The organism is Bradyrhizobium zhengyangense (genome assembly GCF_022012555.1).
Taxonomy (GTDB): domain Bacteria; phylum Pseudomonadota; class Alphaproteobacteria; order Rhizobiales; family Xanthobacteraceae; genus Bradyrhizobium; species Bradyrhizobium zhengyangense.
Window position 1 is genome coordinate 185,981 of sequence record NZ_JAKLTZ010000001.1, and the last position, 19,207, is coordinate 205,187.

The window sequence follows — 19,207 nt, forward strand, 5'->3', positions numbered from 1 at the left end:
CCGTGTCGTGTCCCGGACGCCCAGCGTCCGGGGCACGGGTTGTTTGAACCCAAGCTCTATCCCCGTCATTGCGAGCGCAGCGAAGCAATCCAGACTGTCTCCGCGGAGAGACTCTGGATTGCTTCGCTGCGCTCGCAATGACGGAGTGTGGGCACCAGCTCGGCCTAAGCCACCTCCTCGTACAGACCCGCAATAAACTCGCTGAACGTCGGGGCGAGCGGCAGGACGTAACCCCACCGGTCGGACATCGCCTCAGCAAGCGTCCACGGCTTGTCGTATTCGGCGACCTCGTGATCGATGAACCAGATCTTGCCGAAATGCGCCTTGTCGATCGTCATGCAGATCGGGTTGCCGCCGTGATCGCTCATGATCCACAGGAGCTCATCCACGGTTGGCCATTGCGGCGTCTGTCGCGTCTGCACCAGCGAGCATTCGTCGCTCCGTAATCCCAACACCTCCTGGATCGCACCGGCCCAATGCCCTTGCGGCCAGTTGAACTCGGCGGAGCCCTGGAAATAGCCGCCCGCGCAGCCCAGCAGAAACCGGCGATAATCATCTGGCAGACGACACCCGAGCACCTTCTCGAACGATGCAAGCGCGGCCTCGGTCGGCGCTTCGCCGGTGGCGCTGTCGACTCCCGCGATGAATTTGGCAATGTCCATGTAGTCTCTCCTCGGCGCATCTGCGCGCACGACTTCGTCGCGGGCGCAGAGAAGCCGGTTCGAGGAGGAGAGATAGTTTGCCTAAAGCAGCTTCGCGCTCACGAACAAGGCGCGCACGGCATTCGTCGCCTGGACCGCGAGCATGGCGTTGCCGGCAGCGCCTTCCAGCGCCGCGACGGCCTCCTCATGCAGCGAGCGGAATTCCATCCACTCGACCGATTTGAAGTTGGTGAGGAATTGATAGGCCTGTCCGACGGTCGCGATCGCCAGCGTGTCACCGTTCAGCTTGATCTTGAACGTCGTGCGCAGCGGGGTCTCGGAGCTTGCTGGATCACTCATGGGCTGCTTCTGGACGACAACGGCTTAACGAAGGGAAAACGGCAGCCCCGCCGGACCTGGTAAAGATCAGGAATCGGTGCTGGCGCGCTGCGAGGCGGTCGTCGCACCGCTCAGGCTCGGCACCACGACCAGGCGGTTGAACTCGCCATTGTCGTAGGCCTTGAGGAAGCGATCATAGTCCTTGATCGAGACGCAGCCGTTGGAATCGCCGCGCGGGCCGAGCATGTAGGTGTGGGTGAGCAGACCGACGCGTCCGAGCGCACTGGTGCCGTCGGTCGGCGTCATGCGCAGCGCCCGCACGCCGTGGAACAGTTTTTCGCGCGGCTTGAGGTCGTAGGTCGCAGGCGGGGTTGCACCGACCATGCGCTGGTCGACATGATCAGGATCGTCCATCAGCGCGCCCATGCCCGAATGGGCTTCGATCGCGACACCGCTCGGCAAATAGAGCGCCTTGGCCTTGATGTCATAGACCGCCGTCTTCGAATCGTAGCCGAGCGCGGCGAGATCCGGCGCCCTGCCCAACAGGCCGTCGCCGGGGGTCAGCGAGGCCAGCCTGATCTTGTCGGTGAATTTCTCGAAGAAGTTGCGGTTGTCGACGCGGGGATTGGCGTCGGCAAAGGCCTGGCTCGAGGCGATCTGCGCGGAGAAGTCGGCCTGGACCGGCCGCGAGCGCGGCATCGGCACGGCGTCGGCGCGTTGCGAGGGCTTTGCAGTCTCTTCGGTTGCGGGCTGATCGTTATCGATCAAGGTCGAACGCCAGTCGTCGCCCTGGAGCTTTTGGGCGAGCATCGCCTTGGCGTCGCGTAGCTTGAGCTGAACCGCGTTCAGGGCGGAGCGCTCCATGGTCCGCAGACCGAGCTCGCGCGGGTTGCTGCCGGACAGCGAGGCGAAACGATCATTGAACGAAGGAGAATTGCCGGGCGGAAGCGCGGCGGCTACGAGCGAGCTCGAATCGCCTGAATTCGACACGCCAATATCCGCGACCCACGCGGCGGCACCCAGCGCCAGCGCGATCGCGGCCATGGACAGTAATATCGTCTCGGCTCGCCCAATACGGCGGCGCGACAACAGCCTGTCGGCGCGTACGCGGTCGGAAACCATCAGATCCCCAAATCGACACCCCCGGGGGACCCAACCCCCACCCGGAGACTCTATACCAGCTACCACATTGGGAGCCAAAAGTTAGGCATAATCGCGGCCGGCAAGCCCTCCGGAGGTACCCAATGACCGATCCTTTCGATCTAGCGCGCTTCCTGGAGGCCCAAGACCCGGTTTTTCGCGCCGTTTTGACGGAGCTGGGCCAGGGCCGGAAGCAAAGCCACTGGATGTGGTTCGTGTTTCCGCAAATCGCCGGCCTCGGCTTCAGCGCCATGTCACAGCGTTATGCGATCGGCTCGCGGGCAGAGGCCAAAGCCTATCTCGCCCACCCCGTGCTCGGCCCACGCCTGACCCAATGCACCCGCCTAGTCCTCGCTGTGCAGGGGCGAACCATCAATGCGATCCTCGGCGCGCCCGACGATGCCAAATTCCGCTCGTCGATGACGCTGTTCGGCGCCGTGTCCGACGATTCCGTCTTCGACGAAGCGCTCGCCAGATATTTCGCCGGCAAGCGCGATGATGCGACGCTGGAAATCCTGGCAGCTCTCGATCGAAAGACCTAGCCGGCACACCTGCGGCGCGAGCAGCGTAAACCCGCGGTTAACAGGCTGCCCCTATTTTCTTGGAGAAAATCATTCTCCACCCGCGCCAATTGCCGGACGAATCATGAAAATCGGTACGCTGCTGACCACCGCCATCGTCTCGCTCTCGACCGTCGGCGGCGGCCTCGCCGTCTATGTCGCCGTGACGAAATACCAGACGATCGAGCGGATCGCGGAGGCACAGGGCCGGCTCGCGATCGTCCGCGCCGTCAGCGACATCCCGCGCTATCTCAACCCCGAGCGCGGCTTTGCCACCAACATCCTGTATGGGCCCGCGACCGTCGACCCGGCGCAGCTCGCCGAGCATGACAAGCTGCGCAAGCAGACCGACGGTGCCCGCGACCGGATGAACGCGGTGCGCAAGGAGTTGCCAGGCCCGTTTGACGACGGCACCACCATCGGCAGCAACATCGACAGCCTCAATGCGAAGTTCACCGCGCTCCGCGAAGCCGTCGACAAGGCGATCTCGGGACCCGCGGAAGCGCGCAAGGACGCGGCCAGAAAGATCGTCGCCGACAATGCCGTGCTCAATGCCGGCGTCACCGCGCTGCTCAACGAGCAGGTCCGCCGCATGGCGATTCTCAACGGCGATGCCTACCGCCAGGCGAGCTATGCCAATATCGCGATGACGCTGCGTGACATCGGCGGCCTCAACGCCAGCCTGCACAAGAATCTCCTTGGCTCGAAGAAGATCGCGACCGACGCCGAGAAAGTCGATGTCGCCCGCACGCAGGGCCGCAACGACCAGCTCGTAATGTCGCTTCAGGAGCTGCGCGGCAACCCGACCACGCCGGCCAATGTCGCAGCTGCACTGGAGACGATGAACACCGTCTATGTCGAGGGCTTTGGCCGCGAGCAGAAACTCGTCAAGGACGGCGCAGTCACCGGCAAATACGAGCACGACGTCGACACCTACTACGCCGCATCGCAAGTCGGTCTCGGCGCGATCATCGGCGTCCGCGATGCCTTCTACGACAATGCCGAGCAGATCCTCGCCGGCGCGTCTGCCGCCGCGCGCACCAGCTTTACGATCGCACTGGTCGGCCTGCTCGCCGTGCTGATCGCCAGCGCCGGCCTCATCGTAATGGTTCGCCGCCGCGTCTGCGCCCCGATCGTCGGCCTGACGACCCGGATGTCGCGGCTTGCAGACGGCGAGCTTGCGGAGGATATCCCCGGCGCCGACCGCTCCGACGAGATCGGTGCGATGGCCGCCGCCGTCCAGGTCTTCAAGGACAACATGATCCGCGCCGACAGGCTCGCGGCGGAGAAGCAGGCCGAGAACGACGGCAAGATGCGCCGCGCCCAGGCGCTCGACGAGTTGACCCGCGCCTTCGAGGCCAAGGTCACCGAGCTGGTCGGCGGCCTGTCACAGGCCTCCTCCACCATGGAGAGCACCGCGCAGTCGATGACAACGACGGCGGCCCAGACCAACAGCCAGGCCGCGGTCGTCGCCGCCGCATCCGAGCAAACCTCGACCAACGTGCAGACGGTCGCAAGCGCGACCGAAGAGCTCACCTCCTCGATCGCCGAGATCGGCCGCCAAGTCGCACAATCGACCGAGATCGCGGCCCGCGCTGTCGACAACGCCCGTCGCACCGGCGACACCGCGCGTGCGCTTGCCGAGGGCGCGCAGAAGATCGGCGACGTCGTCACGCTGATCCAGAGCATCGCGGAACAGACCAATTTGCTGGCACTCAACGCGACGATCGAGGCCGCCCGTGCCGGCGACGCAGGTCGCGGCTTTGCCGTGGTCGCATCCGAAGTGAAATCGCTGGCCGGCCAGACCGCCAAGGCCACCACGGAGATCTCCGAGCAGATCACGGCGATCCAGACCGCAAGCGACGAGACCGTCACCGCGATCCGCAACGTCGCCGACGTCATCGCCGAGATCGACCAGATCGGCACTGCGATTGCGGCCGCGATCGAGGAACAGGGCTCGGCCACCAAGGAGATCGCCCGCAGCGTCCAGGAAGCTGCACGCGGCACCCTGGAGGTCAACTCCAACATATCGGGCGTGCAGCGCGCCGCCGACGACACAGGTAGCGCCGCAAAGGAAGTTCTCGGCGCCGCCGAACAGCTCTCGACGCAGTCGCGTGACCTCGCCGGCCAGTTCGATCGCTTCCTCGGCGAAGTCAGGGCTGCGTAGGCGTAGCTTGGCAGCCCTCTAGCTCAGTACGGCGGCGCCTTGCGCGCCCGCTGAGCCTTGGCCGCCTCGATCCACCACAGCAAATCATCGGCAAAGCGCGGGAAGGAGCGCTCCAGCGCCTTGCCGCCCTCGCCGATTGGCTCGCTTTCGGCCGACAGGGTCTGCGCGATCGGTCCGACGCCGATGGTGCTCGAGATCACCACCATGCCCATTTCCGACAGTGTGCCGTGCCAGGCGGTCGAGGCGCGCGCGCCCGACAGGCGCCCGGCGGAGTAGCTCACGATCGCAGCCGGTCGCCAGAACCACTCTTCCAGGAAGTGGTCGGTGAGGTTCTTCAAGCCGGGCTGGATGCCCCAATTATATTCGCCGGTGACGAAGACAAAGCCGTCGGCACCGCGGATCTGGCCGGCGAGCTTCTCCAGCGCCTCGGGCGCCGCGCCTTTGGCGTATTCCTTGTACATGCGATCGAGCATCGGCAGGCCGATGGCCTTGGCGTCGATGAACTCCACCTGCTCGCCGCGACTGCGCAGGCGATCGATGACGAAATTCGCCAGGCGGATGCCCATGCGGTCGGAACGGTAGGATCCGTAGAGGACGAGAATGCGGTTGCTCATGCCGGCATGCTAGCACGAAACCGGAGCCCGGCCCCAGTCCCTTTATCGCGCTATCGCCGGCGTCTGCGGCCCAGCGTTTCCGAGGGTGTCTCGCCGAACTGGTCGCGATAGCTGCGGGAAAAATCGGACAGATGCCAGAAACCGAAAGCCAGCGCGACAGCCTTCACGCTCTCGGCGCCTGCGAGGAGCTGCCGGCGGACCAGCCACAGGCGGTGGACCCGCAAGTAGCGATGCAGGCTCATGCCGCGATAGCGGCGGACCACATCATGCATCGTGCGGACGGAGAAACCGAGCTTGCGTGCGATCTCCTCGCTATAGATTGGCTGCGACAAATCGTCGGACAGAAGCGCGCGGATGTCCTGGAAGATCTTGAAATTGCGCTCGTCGTTCGCGCGCAAGGTCCATCGTGCGGGAACCAGGCTTTCGAATGCCTGGTCAACGGCGCCGAGCAGAGATTCCTTCATGGCCGCCGCCTTCAATGGCATCGCCGCGGCCTCAACCGGCTCGGCCGCAACGGCCAGAACCTCCCGAACCACGTCACGCAGCCGGTTCAGACCGGCCGCGGTCGTCTCGTAGATCTTGAAGATTGAAGTCGCCGCCGGCCACCCCCGATCCGTCACCTCCGGCCTGAATACGACCGAGGCGATCTGCCGCTGCACCTCCTCGATCGTGGTGTAGGCAGCGCCGCTGCTGCCAATGACGATGACTGGACGGGCACGCTGCGAACCGTTGAAGCGAACGGGCACGTTGAGATCGTCCATCATGAAGCCGATCGCCGTGCAGTTTTCGACGAGTTGTGCATCGACAACGCGGGGAAACGCACGCGTCACGTTCACGTCACATCCGGGCAATGACAGGATTGTCTGCTCAGACGAAATGCTCCTGACGAAAGGCGTGAACTGGAAATTCAGGCCCCGTATGGCATACCGAAATTCATCGACGTCGGAGAAGCGAAATGTCTTGAGCGCCAACCCGGGCGCATCATCAATACTGTTCATGGCAATTTGAAACGTCGCATCCAAACCGATGCGCGTCCGGCAGCGACGCCGGTTCGATCCCCCTTTGAGCTGTCCCGTTAGGCCGAAAAAACCATCCGATCTATCCGGACAGTTGGCGAGCGTCCGATCGAAAGAACAAGCCGCCCCATCAAAGCTCGCCAAATTTCGATATCGTTTCCGACGCCGGGGCGGTGCGCCAATACCCACAAGATCAAATTGTATAATCTAAATTAACACCTCTAAGACGCAATGAACCTGTTCGATATTCTAGGTCATTTTTGAATTCAGGCTCCCTGCCATGATGGCAAATTCGCCTGCCGATATTCTTGTTGAGTTGGAAGAAGCGGTCGCAGTCTGCCCGCCGGACCGTTGCGCGCGTATCCTTTCAGGGATTGTTCGCCTGCTCGCGTCCGGTCGCGACAGGCCTCAGGAACTGCTGGTCAACGTCGTCGACAGCGTCTTGCTTCGGCTGGCCGGACGCGTCGCGCCTGCTGCGCTGGCGGAGCTGAGCGAGGCACTTGCCGGGCTGGACATTGCTCCGCAGGCCACATTGCGACATCTGGCATCCCACGATGATCCAGCCATCGCATGCCCGCTCCTGCTGAGATCGCAGGCCCTCACGACCGCCGACCTCACGGCAATCGCGACATCGTGCCGTGAAGCCCACCAACTCGCGATCTCGGCCCGTGATGGGATCGAGGCGGCCGTGACCGAAGTGCTCGCCGCTCGCGGCACGCGCGCGGTTCGCCTGGCCCTGATCAAGAACCCTGGGGCCAGATTTTCCGATGCGGTCTACGCCCTGCTCATCGAGACCGGTGTGGCAGACGACGAGATCACGAAGCTTCTGGCGCTCCGGCCAGGCACGCCGGACCTGGTCTTGCGCAAGCTGCTCTCGGCTTCGCCCGGACCGAAAGCCGCGGCCAAGCCCAATGCCTCCGCCGGGCCACCGGTACAGCATCCCGCACCTGTCGCGCTGAAGCTGCCCTCCTCGGCCGACTATGCAAATGCGAGGCCCGAGATCGTTGCCCTCAACCGCGTCGGGAAGCTCAACGATTCAACGGTGAATCGTTTTGTAATCCGCGGCGAGACCGCCAATCTGTTCACAGCCCTATCGGTGCTGTCAGGCGCTCCGATCGAGATCGTTGAGCACGTCATGGCCGACGAGGATTGCGAGGGCCTGGTGATGGCCTGCCGGGCCTCGCGCCTGAACTGGGCGACCACGCTCGCAATCCTGAGCAACCGCAGCGGCACGCGGCTATCATTCGCCCAGCGCGAGCGCGCCCAACTCCTCTTCGAGACGCTTCTTCTGTCGACCAGCCAGTGGACGGTGCGCTGGGGAGAAATCGCAGCCAGCGCAGACACACGCGGCGCGGCAATGGGGAAATAGCCGATGAAATTCGATGGCCGCAAGGACCCTCGCGTGAAAATGGATCACCGGCAGCCCGTCAATTTGATGGGCTCGGACGGCACCTGGCGGCGCAGTTGCGTGCTGCTCGACGTGTCGCAAACAGGTGCCAAGCTCGAGGTCGAGGGCACGCTCGACGTGCTGCAGGCCAAGGAATTCTTCCTGGTGCTGTCGTCGACGGGGCTGGCCTATCGGCGCTGCGAGCTGGTCTGGATCGACGGCACCACCGCCGGCGTTCACTTCGTCACGGCGGACGGCAAGAAGAAACCGGCGAGCACGAAGGCCGCCGCCGCGCAAAGCCCCTAGTCAGTAAGGTTCAAGACATCATCAGCTTCGTTCAACGCAACGACAGTCCAGGTCTTCCGTGCAGAACGCGCGAACCATAACCGGCTCCGTCAAAGGCGACGGCAGCATGCGATCAGCACCCTCGGCGCGTCCTTTCGTGCATGTGCTGGCCGATTCCTCGGACAAACTGTCCGGCATCTGCTCGGTGCTCGAGCAGCAGTTCACCGTTGCCGGCGAACGGCTCGACGCGGAAGCCAAGCTGTCGCAAGTCCCATTTGCGGTCGTGATCCGCGCGGAGCTGCGTGACGTCGACAACATCGCGGCGATCAAGAAGCGATCCGCCAGGCTGGCAAAGGCCACCAAGCGCATCTTCCTCGTCGAGCACTCCTCGCACGTCAGCATCTCGCAAGCCTACGCGCTCGGCGCGACGCTCGTCCTCCCCGGACCGCTCAACAAGATCAAGCTGCTGGCCGCACTGGCTGATCCAGACGGGTCGGCAGCGGATTCAGCTGGCGGCTCGACATATCAGGACAACGCCGTGGAGACCGCGGCCACCGCCATCTCGTCGATGTTCACGGCCGTCACCATGGGCGAGCCGCTCGACGTTGACGGCACCAAGGACGCCGGCCGCAAGATTGCCGAACGTATCACCGAGCATGGCTTGTCCGAATGGCTCACGACCGTGCGTCGCCACCACGAGGGAACCTACCAGCACTGCCTGCTGGTCACGGGCGTGGCCATCGACTTCGGCCTCAGTCTCGGCGTCGGACGAGCCGATATGGAGCGGCTGTATTCGGCCGCAATGTTCCATGACATCGGCAAGGCGCGGATCCCGCTTGCGATCCTGGACAAGCCCGGCCGGCTCGACGACACCGAGCGCGCCATGATCGAGACGCATCCGGCAGCGGGCTACGACTTTCTCAAGGACCACGAGAAGATCTCGCCGGAAATTCTCGATGCGGTGCGCCACCACCATGAATATCTCGACGGCAGCGGATACCCTGACGCGCTGGCGGGCGGCAGCATCAACGATATCGTGCGCATTCTCACGATCTCGGACATCTTCGCCGCATTGATCGAGCACCGGCATTACAAGCCGACGATGCCGCGGAACGAAGCCTACAACATTCTCTGCGGGATGACGGGAAAGCTGGAGAAAGCGCTGGTCACCTCCTTCAGGGACGTCGCACTCTCGAGGTAACCCGTGCAGGATCGTCGGCCCGGAATGACGTCGCGGATTATCGCGTTCTAGTGCGTCGCCCGGAATTTGATGCGACGCGGGATCGAGCGACAGGCCAGTCCCTCGGCGAGCATCTTCATGTCCTCGCGCTTGCCGCTGCGGATCAGCCTGCCGAACTCTTCAGGGGTGAAAGGAAGACTGGGATCATCATCGATCGGGTGCCGCATCCGCGGACCGAAGAACCATCGAACCAGGCTAGCCAGCCGCCGCATGTCAATTCCCTCGCGCCAGCAACAAACCTACCAGTCCGCATATTGTTCCTCCTGCGCGACGGAGATTGCAAGGGCCGTTATGAGTCCGCACGAAAAAAATCGTCAGGGAATAATCTCCTCCTCTCCTGTTCAGTCGACGAATCCGACGTAACGTACGAGCGACTCGTTGCCTTCGCGATCCGAACGCACGGCGTCCGCGGCGAAGCTATCGTTTGATAGCCCATCGCGACGCAGGTCATGATGACCTCGTCCTCCGGAAACCTTGCGACCTCGCGCCTTCACTGCCGCGAGCACCATCTTCAACCGCGTCACGGGAATTTTTCGGCGATGGACGACGCTCTGGTCAAGGCCATTGCGATCGTCAACGGCTGGAAAAAATGACGCGAGAGCCAAGGCTGCGCCGCGATCCTGCTTGATTGCGCCACGATTCCGGGCTCCAATCCGCGACGCCATTTCTGGTTTAGGGAGACACGCAATGAAGAAACGGATTTTCCTGGCTGCGCTCGTCGCCACCTTTGCGGCGGGCTCGGCCCTTGCGGACGACACCTGCGAGAGCAAGGCGGTCGGCAAGGACGGCAAGGCGCTCGCCGGCGCGGCCAAGACCTCGTTCATGAAGAAGTGCAAGGAAGACGCCTGCACGCCCAAGGCCGTCGGCTCCGACGGCAAGCCGCTCGCCGGTGCTGCCAAGAACAGCTTCATGAAGAAGTGCGAGATGGGCGCATAAGACGCCCGGCGTTCGCGCCATTCTTGAATTTGCTGCTGCTTTCGTAAGCAACCGTTCCGCGACTTCATCATGCCCGGGCCTGTCCCGCCTCCGAGGCCCAAGCCTCGGAGGCGAGACGAAGGTCCGGGCATTGACGTTCCCATTTCCAAGAATTGGGACGACCAAACTTTCGCGGTCCACCCGCACGCGCCGAACGCGCAAACCAAAATCATCTCCACCCTGGACAGAAAGGTTCGGCTGACCGATCATGCGGTGCTGAGTGAAGCGGGGGCGCATCGAGAAGACTTCTGGAAAAAGGGTGGTCGAGATGTGGCAGTTTCGAGTGCGGAATCACATGATGGCGACGATGAGCGTGCTCTTTGCACTGCTCGTCAGTCTTGACGCGGCGAACGCGAGGGGCCCCGGTTTGCCCAACGTCATGGTGCTGGCGACCGGCGGCACCATCGCCGGCACCGGCTCGAGCAGCACCACCGTGGTCGGTTACACTGCAGCTACGGTCGGCATCGACACCCTCCTCAACGCCGTTCCCGAGTTGAAGACGGTGGCGAACGTCAAGGGTGAACAGGTTTTCCAGATCGCCAGCGAGAACATGAACAATGACTACTGGCTCAAGCTCGCCAAGCGCGTCAATACGCTGCTCGCGCAGGACGACGTCGACGGCATCGTGATCACGCACGGCACCGACACGATCGAGGAGACCAGCTATTTCCTCGACCTCGTGGTCAAGAGCAAGAAGCCTGTCGTCATTGTCGGTGCGATGCGGCCGTCGACGGCGATCAGCGCGGATGGGCCGATCAACCTGTTCAATGCGGTGATCCTGGCAGGCAGTGAAGAGGCGGTCGGCAAGGGCGTGCTCGTCGCCCTCAACGACCAGATCAACGCGGCACGCGAGGTCACCAAGAACAACACCTCGACCGCGGACACCTTCCGCACGCCCGAGCTCGGCTTTCTCGGCTACATGCAGGGCAACAAGCCGTATTTCTATCGTCAATCGACCCGCCGGCACACGGCGGATTCGGAATTCGATGTCTCCAACCTCGATACCCTGCCGCAGGTCGATATCGTCTACGGCTATGCCAATATGAACCGCGTCGCGGTCGACGCGTTTGTTGCCGCCGGCGCCAAGGGTATCGTGCATGCCGGCGTCGGTGACGGCAGCCTGGCCCGGCCCGCGGTCGAGCCGGCGCTCGACGAGGCCCGCAAGAAGGGTGTCGTGATTGTCCGGAGCAGCCGCGTCGGCAACGGCATCGTCGCGCGCAACGGCGAAGCCAAGGACGACGAGCACGACTTCGTCGTGTCCGATACGCTCAATCCGCAGAAAGCGCGGATCCTGCTGATGCTGGCGCTGACCAAGACATCAGACACCAAGGAAATCCAGCGGATGTTCTATACCTACTAGAGCATGATCCGGAAAAGTGTGAAGCGGTTTTCCGAAAAGATCATGCTCAAACAAAGAGCTTAAGCGCGATGACGATTTAACCAAATCTCATCGCGCTTTAGAGCATCCGAGCGAACGGACGCGCCCTACTCCCGCTTGAAGCGATAATCAAACGCGGCGCCGAACGGTTTGATCAATCCAACCGTCGGCGCCGGGAAATGGATCGGCAGGATCAACGTGTCGGTGTCCGCGACGGAGGCGAAAAACTTTCGCCGCGACACCGCCGACTGCTTGGCATCCCAATCCGGCTTCGACGACCACTCCGGCTCGCGGCACTGGATCTGATGATGCATGAGATCACCGGCGACCACTGCGCGCTGGCCCTTCGAGAAAATATTCACGCAGCAATGGCACGGCGAATGCCCCGGCGTCGGCGTCAGCGTGACGGTGTCGTCGAGCGCATAGTCGTCGTCGACCAGCAGCGCCTGCCCGGCCTCGACGATCGGCAGGCAATTGTCACGGAACACCGTGCCGGGTGGGTTGTTGCCCTTGGCGTTCTCGGCCTCCCAGGCCGCGTACTCGCACTTGTGGAAGACATATTTTGCGTTCGGGAAGGTCGGCACCCAGCGGCCGTCGCGTAACGTGGTGTTCCAGCCGGTGTGATCGATATGCAGATGGGTGCAGAAGACGTAGTCGATCTGCTCGAAGCCGATGCCGAGCGCGAACAATTCGTTGCGCCAGCGTTCCTTGCCCGGAAAGTCGAACGGCGGCGGATGGCCCTTGTCTTCGCCGGTGCAGGTATCGACCAGGATTGTGTAGCGCGGCGTCCGCGCCACAAACGTCTGATAGGTGATGACCATCATGCCGCGCGCGACGTCGAAAACCTCGGGCTCCATCGTCGGCAGATGATGCTTGAATACGCGGTCGTCATATCCAGGGAAAAAATCTTGCGGCCGCCGCCATGGCCCTTCCCGCTCGATCACCGCATCGATGGTGATATCGCCGATCCTGAGTTGCTTCATGGTTGTTCGCTCCCCTTTTTGGGGGAGCGTAACGGGCAGCGTTAGCGCGTCAAGGCGCGCCCGCGGAACACTAGCTCCGCAACCCCGGCGCCTCCTGCCCGGTGCGCGCGACGTATTCCGTATAGCCGCCGCCATATTGGTGGATGCCCTCCGGCGTCAGCTCGAGCACACGGTTCGACAGCGTCGCCAAAAAATGCCGGTCATGCGAGACGAACAGCATGGTGCCTTCGAAATCGGCCAGCGCATTGATCAGCATTTCCTTGGTGGCGAGGTCGAGATGGTTGGTCGGCTCGTCCAGCACCAGGAAGTTCGGCGGATCGAACAGCATCTTCGCCATCACGAGGCGCGCCTTCTCACCGCCTGAGAGCACGCGGCAGCGCTTCTCGACGTCGTCGCCGGAGAAGCCGAAGCAGCCCGCGAGCGCGCGCAGGCTGCCCTGCCCCGCAGTCGGAAACTGATCTTCCAGCGACTGGAACACGGTGCGCTCGCCGTCGAGCAGATCCATCGCGTGCTGGGCGAAATAGCCCATTTTGACGCTGCCACCCAAGGCCACCGTGCCCTCGTCCGGCTCGCTCGCGCCGGCAATGAGCTTGAGCAGCGTCGACTTTCCGGCGCCGTTGACGCCCATCACGCACCAGCGCTCCCTGCGGCGGATCATGAAGTCCAGCCCGTCATAGATCCGCTTGCTGCCATAGCCCTTGTAGACATTCTTCAACGCGACGACGTCCTCGCCCGAGCGCGGCGCCGGCGGAAAGTCGAAGGCCACCGTCTGGCGGCGACGCGGCGGCTCGACTCGCTCGATCTTGTCGAGCTTCTTCACCCGGCTCTGCACCTGGGCGGCGTGCGAGGCGCGCGCCTTGAAGCGCTCGATGAACTTGATCTCCTTGGCAAGCATTGCCTGCTGGCGTTCGAACTGCGCCTGCTGCTGCTTCTCGTTCAGCGCGCGCTGCTGCTCGTAGAATTCGTAATTGCCGGTGTAGGTCGTCAGCGAGCCGGAATCGATCTCGACCACCTTGGAGATCACCCGGTTGATGAACTCGCGGTCATGCGAGGTCATCAAGAGCGTGCCTTCGTAATCGTGCAAAAACTTCTCGAGCCAGATCAGGCTTTCGAGATCGAGGTGGTTGCTCGGCTCGTCGAGCAGCATCACGTCAGGCCGCATCAGGAGAATTCGCGCCAGCGCCACGCGCATCTTCCAGCCGCCGGAGAGCTTGCCAACGTCGCCGTCCATCATCTCCTGGCTGAAGCCGAGGCCGGACAGCGCTTCGCGCGCCCGGCCATCGAGCGCGTAGCCGTCGAGCTCCTCGAAGGCGTGCTGCACCTCGCCATAGCGGGCGATGATCTCGTCCATCTGGTCGGCCTTGTCGGGGTCGGCCATATCGGCCTCGAGCTGGCGCAGCTCGGCCGCGACCTCGCTGACGGGACCCGCGCCATTCATCACCTCGGCGACCGCGCTATGACCGGCCATCTCGCCGACGTCCTGGTTGAAATAGCCGATGGTGATGCCGCGATCGGTCGAAACCTGCCCCTCGTCGGGCAGCTCCTCGCCCGCGATCATCCGGAACAAAGTGGTCTTGCCGGCGCCGTTTGGGCCGACGAGGCCGATCTTCTCGCCCTTGTTGAGGGCCGCGGAGGCTTCAATGAACAGGATCTGGTGGCCGGCTTGCTTGCTGACGTTGTCGAGGCGGATCATGGGGTCTTTTCGGGGGAATTTTGCGTTGCAGCGTAATAGGCCATGCAGGGCCCCAGGGGAAGCCCGGCGGGGTACGGATTTCCCTGGGAGGAGTGCTTCTCGGCTGGGGCCTGAAAGACGGCTTCGGGCGCTCACCCGTTCGGGGTGCACGCAGGCGCAGGCCGGCGCGCGCTGGTGAAACGGACTTGCTAACTATTGGGTGCGTTACGTTAGATCGGGTTCCCAGTCGATTTTTGCGCGACATCAAAGTGAACGCTTTGTTCGATCGTATGAATATTGAGTTCTGCACTGATCGCAGTGGCGCCATCGCGTCGCGAGCGAGAGAGAGAGAGGATGAGCCATGAGCGCGGTCCAAGTCGAATCCAACACTGCGCCCCACGCGAAATATGAGCGCCTGATCGCGGCTGCCCGACACGTTTCTCCCGCAACGACCGTCGTCGTCCATCCTTGCGACGAAACATCATTAACGGGCGTCTGCGAAGCCGCCGAAATTGGCATCATCAAACCGATCCTCGTAGGACCGAGTAACAAGATCAGGGCCACGGCGGCCAGACACGATCTGGACGTCGAAAAGTTCGAGATTGTGGATGCGCCGCACAGCGATGCGGCTGCCGCCAGAGGCGTTGAACTCGTCCATGAAGGCAAAGGCGAAGTGCTGATGAAGGGCAGCCTGCACACCGACGAGTTGATGCGGTACGTGACGGCGACCACCAACGGTCTGCGCACGAACCGGCGGATCAGTCACGTCTTTGTAATGGATGTGCCGAATTATGCCGAAACGCTCTTCATCACGGACGCGGCGATCAATATCTTTCCCGACCTCGATGCGAAGCGTGACATTGTGCAGAATGCTATTGATTTGTTTGTCCAGATCGGGCTGGGGTCTCACCCGCGCGTCGCACTGCTATCGGCCGTGGAGACGGTAACAACCAAGATTCCCTCGACGATCGATGCGGCCGCGCTCTGCAAAATGGCGGATCGCGGCCAGATCAACGGCGGCATCCTGGACGGCCCGCTCGCCTTCGACAATGCGGTCGATCCGAAAGCGGCAGAGATCAAGGGCATCAAATCTCCGGTCGCAGGCAAGGCTCAGATTCTTGTCGTGCCTGATCTCGAGGCCGGCAATATGCTAGCGAAGAACCTTACCTTCCTGGCCAAGGCCGATGCCGCAGGCATCGCGCTGGGCGCTCGCGTGCCGATTGTGTTGACCTCGCGCGCCGACACCGTGCGAGCACGTCTGGCCTCTTGTGCCATGGCCGTACTCTCTGCCGACGCGCGACGACGACTCCACCCCGTTCCCGCCGCCTGATGGGCGAGCGCTTGCCGGCAAGTGCCATACCTTCGAGGTCCCGGAAAAGCCGATCCCGACCTCGTAACGGCCGAAGACCGGATTGTCGCCCTTCGCCGGCGCTCTTCTATTTCGACAGCGACATCACGACAAGGACGCGTACCCGCTATGGCCAATCCGGGTACAACAGGAGAGAATGACGATCGGATGGCATGGACGAGACGGTGATGAATTCGCGGCAGGCAGGCGCCTTTGCTCCGTTCGAATGGATGCTTTCGGCGCGCTATTTGCGGGCTCGTCGCAAGGAGGGGTTTGTCTCGGTCATCGCGGGATTTTCATTCCTGGGCATCATGCTCGGGGTCGCCACGCTGATCATCGTCATGGCGGTGATGAACGGCTTCCGCGCCGAGCTTCTCGGCAAGATCCTCGGCTTCAACGGGCATCTCGTGGCGCAACCGCTGGAGACTCCATTGACCGACTGGAAGGATGTCGCCGAGCGCATCAGCCAGATCGAGGGCGTCAGGTTGGCGGTACCGGTCGTCGACGGACCGGCACTGGCATCCTCATCGAACGCCTCGGGCGTCCTGGTGCGCGGTATCAGGGCTGAAGATCTCAATCGGCTTCCCTCGATCGCGGGCAACATCAAGCACGGGTCACTCGACCGTTTTGACGAGGGCCAGGGCGTCGCCATCGGCCAAGGCCTTGCCGATCAACTTTCTGTTCAGGCCGGCGACAGCATCACGCTCGTGGCACAACGCGGCGCAGTCACGCCGATGGGCGTGATGCCGCGTGTCAAGAAATATCGAGTCACGGCTGTGTTCGAGATCGGGATGTCCGAATACGATTTCGGCGTCATCTTCATGCCGATCGCAGAAGCGCAGGCCTTCTTCAATCGCAATCAGGATGTAACCGCGATCGAGGTGTTCACGGCCAATCCCGATCGCATCGATCTGTTTCGGAGGTCGGTGGCGGACGCGGCCGGTCGACCGATCTTCCTGGTCGACTGGCGGCAGCGCAACGCGACCTTCTTTGGCGCACTCGAGGTCGAGCGCAACGTGATGTTTCTGATCCTGAGCCTGATCGTTCTGGTGGCCGCGCTGAACATCGTGTCCGGCCTGATCATGCTGGTGAAGGACAAGGGCAGCGATATCGCCATCCTCAGGACCATGGGCGCTTCGCAAGGCGCGATCATGCGAACGTTCATGATCACAGGCGCAGCGATCGGCGTGGCCGGAACGCTGGTCGGCTTCGTTGTCGGGCTTCTTGTCTGCACCAATATCGAATCGATCCGGCAGTTCATGTCCTGGTTGACCCGCACCGACCTGTCCCCGCCAAAACTCTATTTTCTGTCCAAGCTGCCGGCCGAACTCGATCTCGTCGAGACCGCAGCGGTCGTGATCATGGCGCTGACCCTCTCGTTCCTCGCGACGCTCTATCCGTCGTGGCGCGCCGCACGGCTCGATCCTGTCGAGGCTCTGCGGCAAGGAGGCTAGTGGCGAGTTGTGGCTTGGATCACGATCCAGTTTGGCAGGACGCCCGTATTAATGCACCGCGGCAGCGAGCTTCGCTACCACAGGAGGTTGACCGCGACCGCCCTCCTCCGAAACGCTTCAAATGGCCAAGCGTCTTTGGGATGAGAAGTGAGAACATCGCTGCGGCCCTGCTTGCTCGTGCCGGCGGTCTTTCGCAAGGCAGCCAATCCAGCGAATGGATGTGTTGGTGTCCAACCGAATCGCACGATCATGCTGCGCGTCGGTGACACCCGTCTTGCTCCGCCATCAGCAATACTGAAGTTTTCACTTGACTATTTGGCCGCCCCTTAATACTGAAGTTTACGCTTCACTAATAAGCAGGATCGCAAATGGCCGACCAATCGATCGTCCACGACACGTTCGTCATCGAGCGCACCTATCCCAAGGTGGCGGCCAAGGTATTTGCTGCCTTTTCCGAGACGTCCAGGAAGCGGCGCTGGTTTGCCGAAAGCCCTGACCATGACGTCGAGCACTACAGCATGGACTTCGAGGTCGGAGGGCAAGAGAGCGCCCTGTACCGCTTCAAGAAGGGCACTCCCTTTGCCTCGATTGCACTCGCCTATGACGGGCGCTTTCTGGATATCGTCGCGGATCACCGCATCGTTACGGCTTCCACGATGACGTTGGGAGACAGGCGCATATCCGCATCCCTCGTGACTGCGGAGTTGCGCTCAAAGAATTCGAGAACGCTTCTGGTTCTGACCCACCAAGCCGTCTTCTTCGAGGGCGCGGATGGCCCCAAACTCCGCGAAGCCGGATGGCGCGCACTCCTCGATCGACTTGAGCCGGTCGTCTAGACACCTGCAACAAGAACGGGAGCATGTCGAATGGCCACGTCCATGGCCTTGCGCGTCGGCAAGGTTGATCGAATCCTGGATGCCCTCGGTGATTCCACGCGGCGCCGGATCATTCGCCTTTTGAGCACGCGCCCGATGTCCGTATCGGACCTCGCCAAGCCGCTCGGTATCACCGTGACGGCTGTGACGCAGCATCTGCGCATCCTTCAGTCCTGCGCCTTGCTCACGTCTCGCAAGAACGGGCGCGTGCGCATGTGCAGCCTGGATGCGTCGGGGTTCGAGACGCTGGAACACTGGGTCAGCGAATGCCGGACCTCGTGGGAGCGTCGTCTTGATCGACTCGGCGGCATCCTGGACGAGGATGACACGTGAAGAAGGTGCTGATCGCGATCGGCATTGGCGTCGGACTCTCGACCTTTCTCGGATGTGGCTTCGTCTCATGGGCTTTGGATACCTACAAGGCAGAGCCCATTACGCAGATCAGCGCCCTGAACGATCCCGGCGTTGTGATCAGCGAACGCGATGGTTTCCTTGTCATTCGCCCCTCCGCTGCCCCCTCGGCAATCGGTGTCTTGTTTTATCCGGGCCTCCGGATCGAGCCGAAGGCATATCTCTCCAAGCTTGCCGCGCTATCGAGCAAAGCCGGAGTGAACGTTGTCATTGGACGACCGCGCCTCAACATCGCGGCCTTGTCGATTGGGCAAGCCGACGAGATGCGCAAGCAATTGACCGGGATCAGGCGATGGTATGTGGCCGGGCATTCACTTGGGGGCGCAGTTGCCTGTTACTATGCAAGCAACCACCTCGACGATCTTCAGGGAGTGGTGTTGCTTGGGACCTATTGTGGCTCCGATATTTCGATGTCGCGGCTCCGGGTGCTCACCATCGTGGCGGGCAGCGATGGCGTCATTGCACCCGAGACGATTGGGCAACACGCGGGGGAACTGCCGGCTGATGCGCAAATTGTTCGAATTCCAGGCATGGTCCATAGCCAGTTCGGAAACTATGGACCTCAGTCCGGCGACGGCCGACCTTCGATCGACGACAGTCAGGCACGCGAGGCAATCTCGGAAGCAGCCCGGGCTTTCTTCCGCTAGCGACCGAGACACGATCGCCTCGCGCCTTCAGCTTCGATGAAACGCGGGCGGCATGGCGATGCCAGATCAGAACCA

20 protein-coding genes are annotated in these 19,207 nt (G+C 62.5%); 12 read left to right on the forward strand and 8 right to left on the reverse strand.

The features are described 5' to 3' along the window. Positions 1-164: 164 nt before the first annotated feature. The 3 genes from L6639_RS00950 to L6639_RS00960 all read right to left on the reverse strand — a co-directional run bounded on the left by L6639_RS00950 (position 165) and on the right by L6639_RS00960 (position 2,102). Entirely contained in the window at positions 165-662 is a 498-nt protein-coding gene (locus L6639_RS00950; RefSeq protein WP_237858173.1) for an SMI1/KNR4 family protein, read from the reverse strand. 81 nt (positions 663-743) lie between these two features. Beyond that, positions 744-1,001, reverse strand: a complete 258-nt coding sequence (locus L6639_RS00955) for a hypothetical protein (RefSeq protein WP_237858175.1) — start codon at positions 999-1,001, stop codon at positions 744-746. A gap of 66 nt (positions 1,002-1,067) precedes the next feature. Continuing rightward, positions 1,068-2,102, reverse strand: coding sequence for a DUF2778 domain-containing protein (locus L6639_RS00960; RefSeq protein ID WP_377818515.1), 1,035 nt, complete (start codon positions 2,100-2,102; stop codon positions 1,068-1,070). 122 nt (positions 2,103-2,224) lie between these two features. Here L6639_RS00960 and L6639_RS00965 point away from each other — a divergent pair, with 122 nt between their 5' ends. Further along, positions 2,225-2,662 carry a DUF1810 domain-containing protein gene (locus tag L6639_RS00965; protein WP_237858177.1) on the forward strand — a complete coding sequence of 146 codons (438 nt, stop codon included), beginning with the start codon at positions 2,225-2,227 and terminating at the stop codon, positions 2,660-2,662. Positions 2,663-2,765: 103 nt separating this feature from the next. Beyond that, entirely contained in the window at positions 2,766-4,847 is a 2,082-nt protein-coding gene (locus L6639_RS00970) for a methyl-accepting chemotaxis protein (protein ID WP_237858179.1), read from the forward strand. A gap of 23 nt (positions 4,848-4,870) precedes the next feature. On the opposite strand, the gene L6639_RS00975 is transcribed toward L6639_RS00970, so the two are convergent. Both L6639_RS00975 and L6639_RS00980 read right to left on the reverse strand, forming a co-directional pair. Beyond that, complete coding sequence (locus L6639_RS00975) at positions 4,871-5,461, reverse strand: NADPH-dependent FMN reductase (RefSeq protein WP_237858182.1); 591 nt, start codon at positions 5,459-5,461, stop codon at positions 4,871-4,873. Positions 5,462-5,511: 50 nt separating this feature from the next. Beyond that, complete coding sequence (locus L6639_RS00980) at positions 5,512-6,459, reverse strand: AraC family transcriptional regulator (protein WP_237859382.1); 948 nt, start codon at positions 6,457-6,459, stop codon at positions 5,512-5,514. Positions 6,460-6,757: 298 nt separating this feature from the next. Between L6639_RS00980 and L6639_RS00985 the strand changes: the two genes are divergently transcribed. Genes L6639_RS00985 through L6639_RS00995 form a run of 3 tightly spaced genes read left to right on the forward strand, consistent with a single transcriptional unit; the run spans position 6,758 to position 9,350 of the window. Next, positions 6,758-7,846, forward strand: a complete 1,089-nt coding sequence (locus L6639_RS00985) for a DUF2336 domain-containing protein (protein ID WP_237858184.1) — start codon at positions 6,758-6,760, stop codon at positions 7,844-7,846. A gap of 3 nt (positions 7,847-7,849) precedes the next feature. Continuing rightward, entirely contained in the window at positions 7,850-8,170 is a 321-nt protein-coding gene (locus tag L6639_RS00990) for a PilZ domain-containing protein (RefSeq protein WP_237858185.1), read from the forward strand. Positions 8,171-8,228: 58 nt separating this feature from the next. Further along, positions 8,229-9,350 (forward strand): HD-GYP domain-containing protein, encoded by a 1,122-nt coding sequence (locus tag L6639_RS00995; protein WP_237858186.1) that lies wholly within the window; start codon positions 8,229-8,231, stop codon positions 9,348-9,350. Positions 9,351-9,397: 47 nt separating this feature from the next. Here L6639_RS00995 and L6639_RS01000 read toward each other — a convergent pair whose 3' ends face one another. Then, positions 9,398-9,601 (reverse strand): hypothetical protein, encoded by a 204-nt coding sequence (locus L6639_RS01000; protein WP_237858187.1) that lies wholly within the window; start codon positions 9,599-9,601, stop codon positions 9,398-9,400. Positions 9,602-10,076: 475 nt separating this feature from the next. On the opposite strand from L6639_RS01000, the gene L6639_RS01005 reads away from it, so the two are divergent. Next, positions 10,077-10,325 (forward strand): hypothetical protein, encoded by a 249-nt coding sequence (locus L6639_RS01005; RefSeq protein WP_237858188.1) that lies wholly within the window; start codon positions 10,077-10,079, stop codon positions 10,323-10,325. A 346-nt stretch (positions 10,326-10,671) separates the two neighbouring features. Next, positions 10,672-11,724: a type II asparaginase gene (locus L6639_RS01010; protein WP_237858189.1), complete on the forward strand. Its 1,053-nt coding sequence runs from the start codon at positions 10,672-10,674 to the stop codon at positions 11,722-11,724. Between the two features lie 125 nt (positions 11,725-11,849). Here the strand turns inward: L6639_RS01010 and L6639_RS01015 are convergent, their stop codons facing one another. Together L6639_RS01015 and L6639_RS01020 are read right to left on the reverse strand one after the other, a co-directional pair. Further along, positions 11,850-12,725 carry an MBL fold metallo-hydrolase gene (locus tag L6639_RS01015; RefSeq protein WP_237858190.1) on the reverse strand — a complete coding sequence of 292 codons (876 nt, stop codon included), beginning with the start codon at positions 12,723-12,725 and terminating at the stop codon, positions 11,850-11,852. A gap of 70 nt (positions 12,726-12,795) precedes the next feature. After that, complete coding sequence (locus L6639_RS01020) at positions 12,796-14,418, reverse strand: ABC-F family ATP-binding cassette domain-containing protein (protein WP_237858192.1); 1,623 nt, start codon at positions 14,416-14,418, stop codon at positions 12,796-12,798. Between the two features lie 340 nt (positions 14,419-14,758). Between L6639_RS01020 and L6639_RS01025 the strand changes: the two genes are divergently transcribed. The 5 genes from L6639_RS01025 (at position 14,759) to L6639_RS01045 (ending at position 19,132) form a co-directional block, all read left to right on the forward strand. After that, positions 14,759-15,727: a phosphate acetyltransferase gene (locus L6639_RS01025; protein WP_237858193.1), complete on the forward strand. Its 969-nt coding sequence runs from the start codon at positions 14,759-14,761 to the stop codon at positions 15,725-15,727. A 191-nt stretch (positions 15,728-15,918) separates the two neighbouring features. Further along, positions 15,919-17,199, forward strand: a complete 1,281-nt coding sequence (locus L6639_RS01030) for a lipoprotein-releasing ABC transporter permease subunit (protein ID WP_237858196.1) — start codon at positions 15,919-15,921, stop codon at positions 17,197-17,199. Between the two features lie 368 nt (positions 17,200-17,567). Continuing rightward, positions 17,568-18,035 carry an SRPBCC family protein gene (locus L6639_RS01035; protein ID WP_237858198.1) on the forward strand — a complete coding sequence of 156 codons (468 nt, stop codon included), beginning with the start codon at positions 17,568-17,570 and terminating at the stop codon, positions 18,033-18,035. 30 nt (positions 18,036-18,065) lie between these two features. Beyond that, on the forward strand, positions 18,066-18,407 hold the full coding sequence (locus L6639_RS01040; RefSeq protein WP_237858199.1) for an ArsR/SmtB family transcription factor: 342 nt from the start codon (positions 18,066-18,068) through the stop codon (positions 18,405-18,407). Next, positions 18,404-19,132 carry an alpha/beta fold hydrolase gene (locus tag L6639_RS01045; RefSeq protein ID WP_237858200.1) on the forward strand — a complete coding sequence of 243 codons (729 nt, stop codon included), beginning with the start codon at positions 18,404-18,406 and terminating at the stop codon, positions 19,130-19,132. Before L6639_RS01040 ends, L6639_RS01045 begins: the two co-directional genes overlap by 4 nt. Positions 19,133-19,207: the final 75 nt, after the last annotated feature.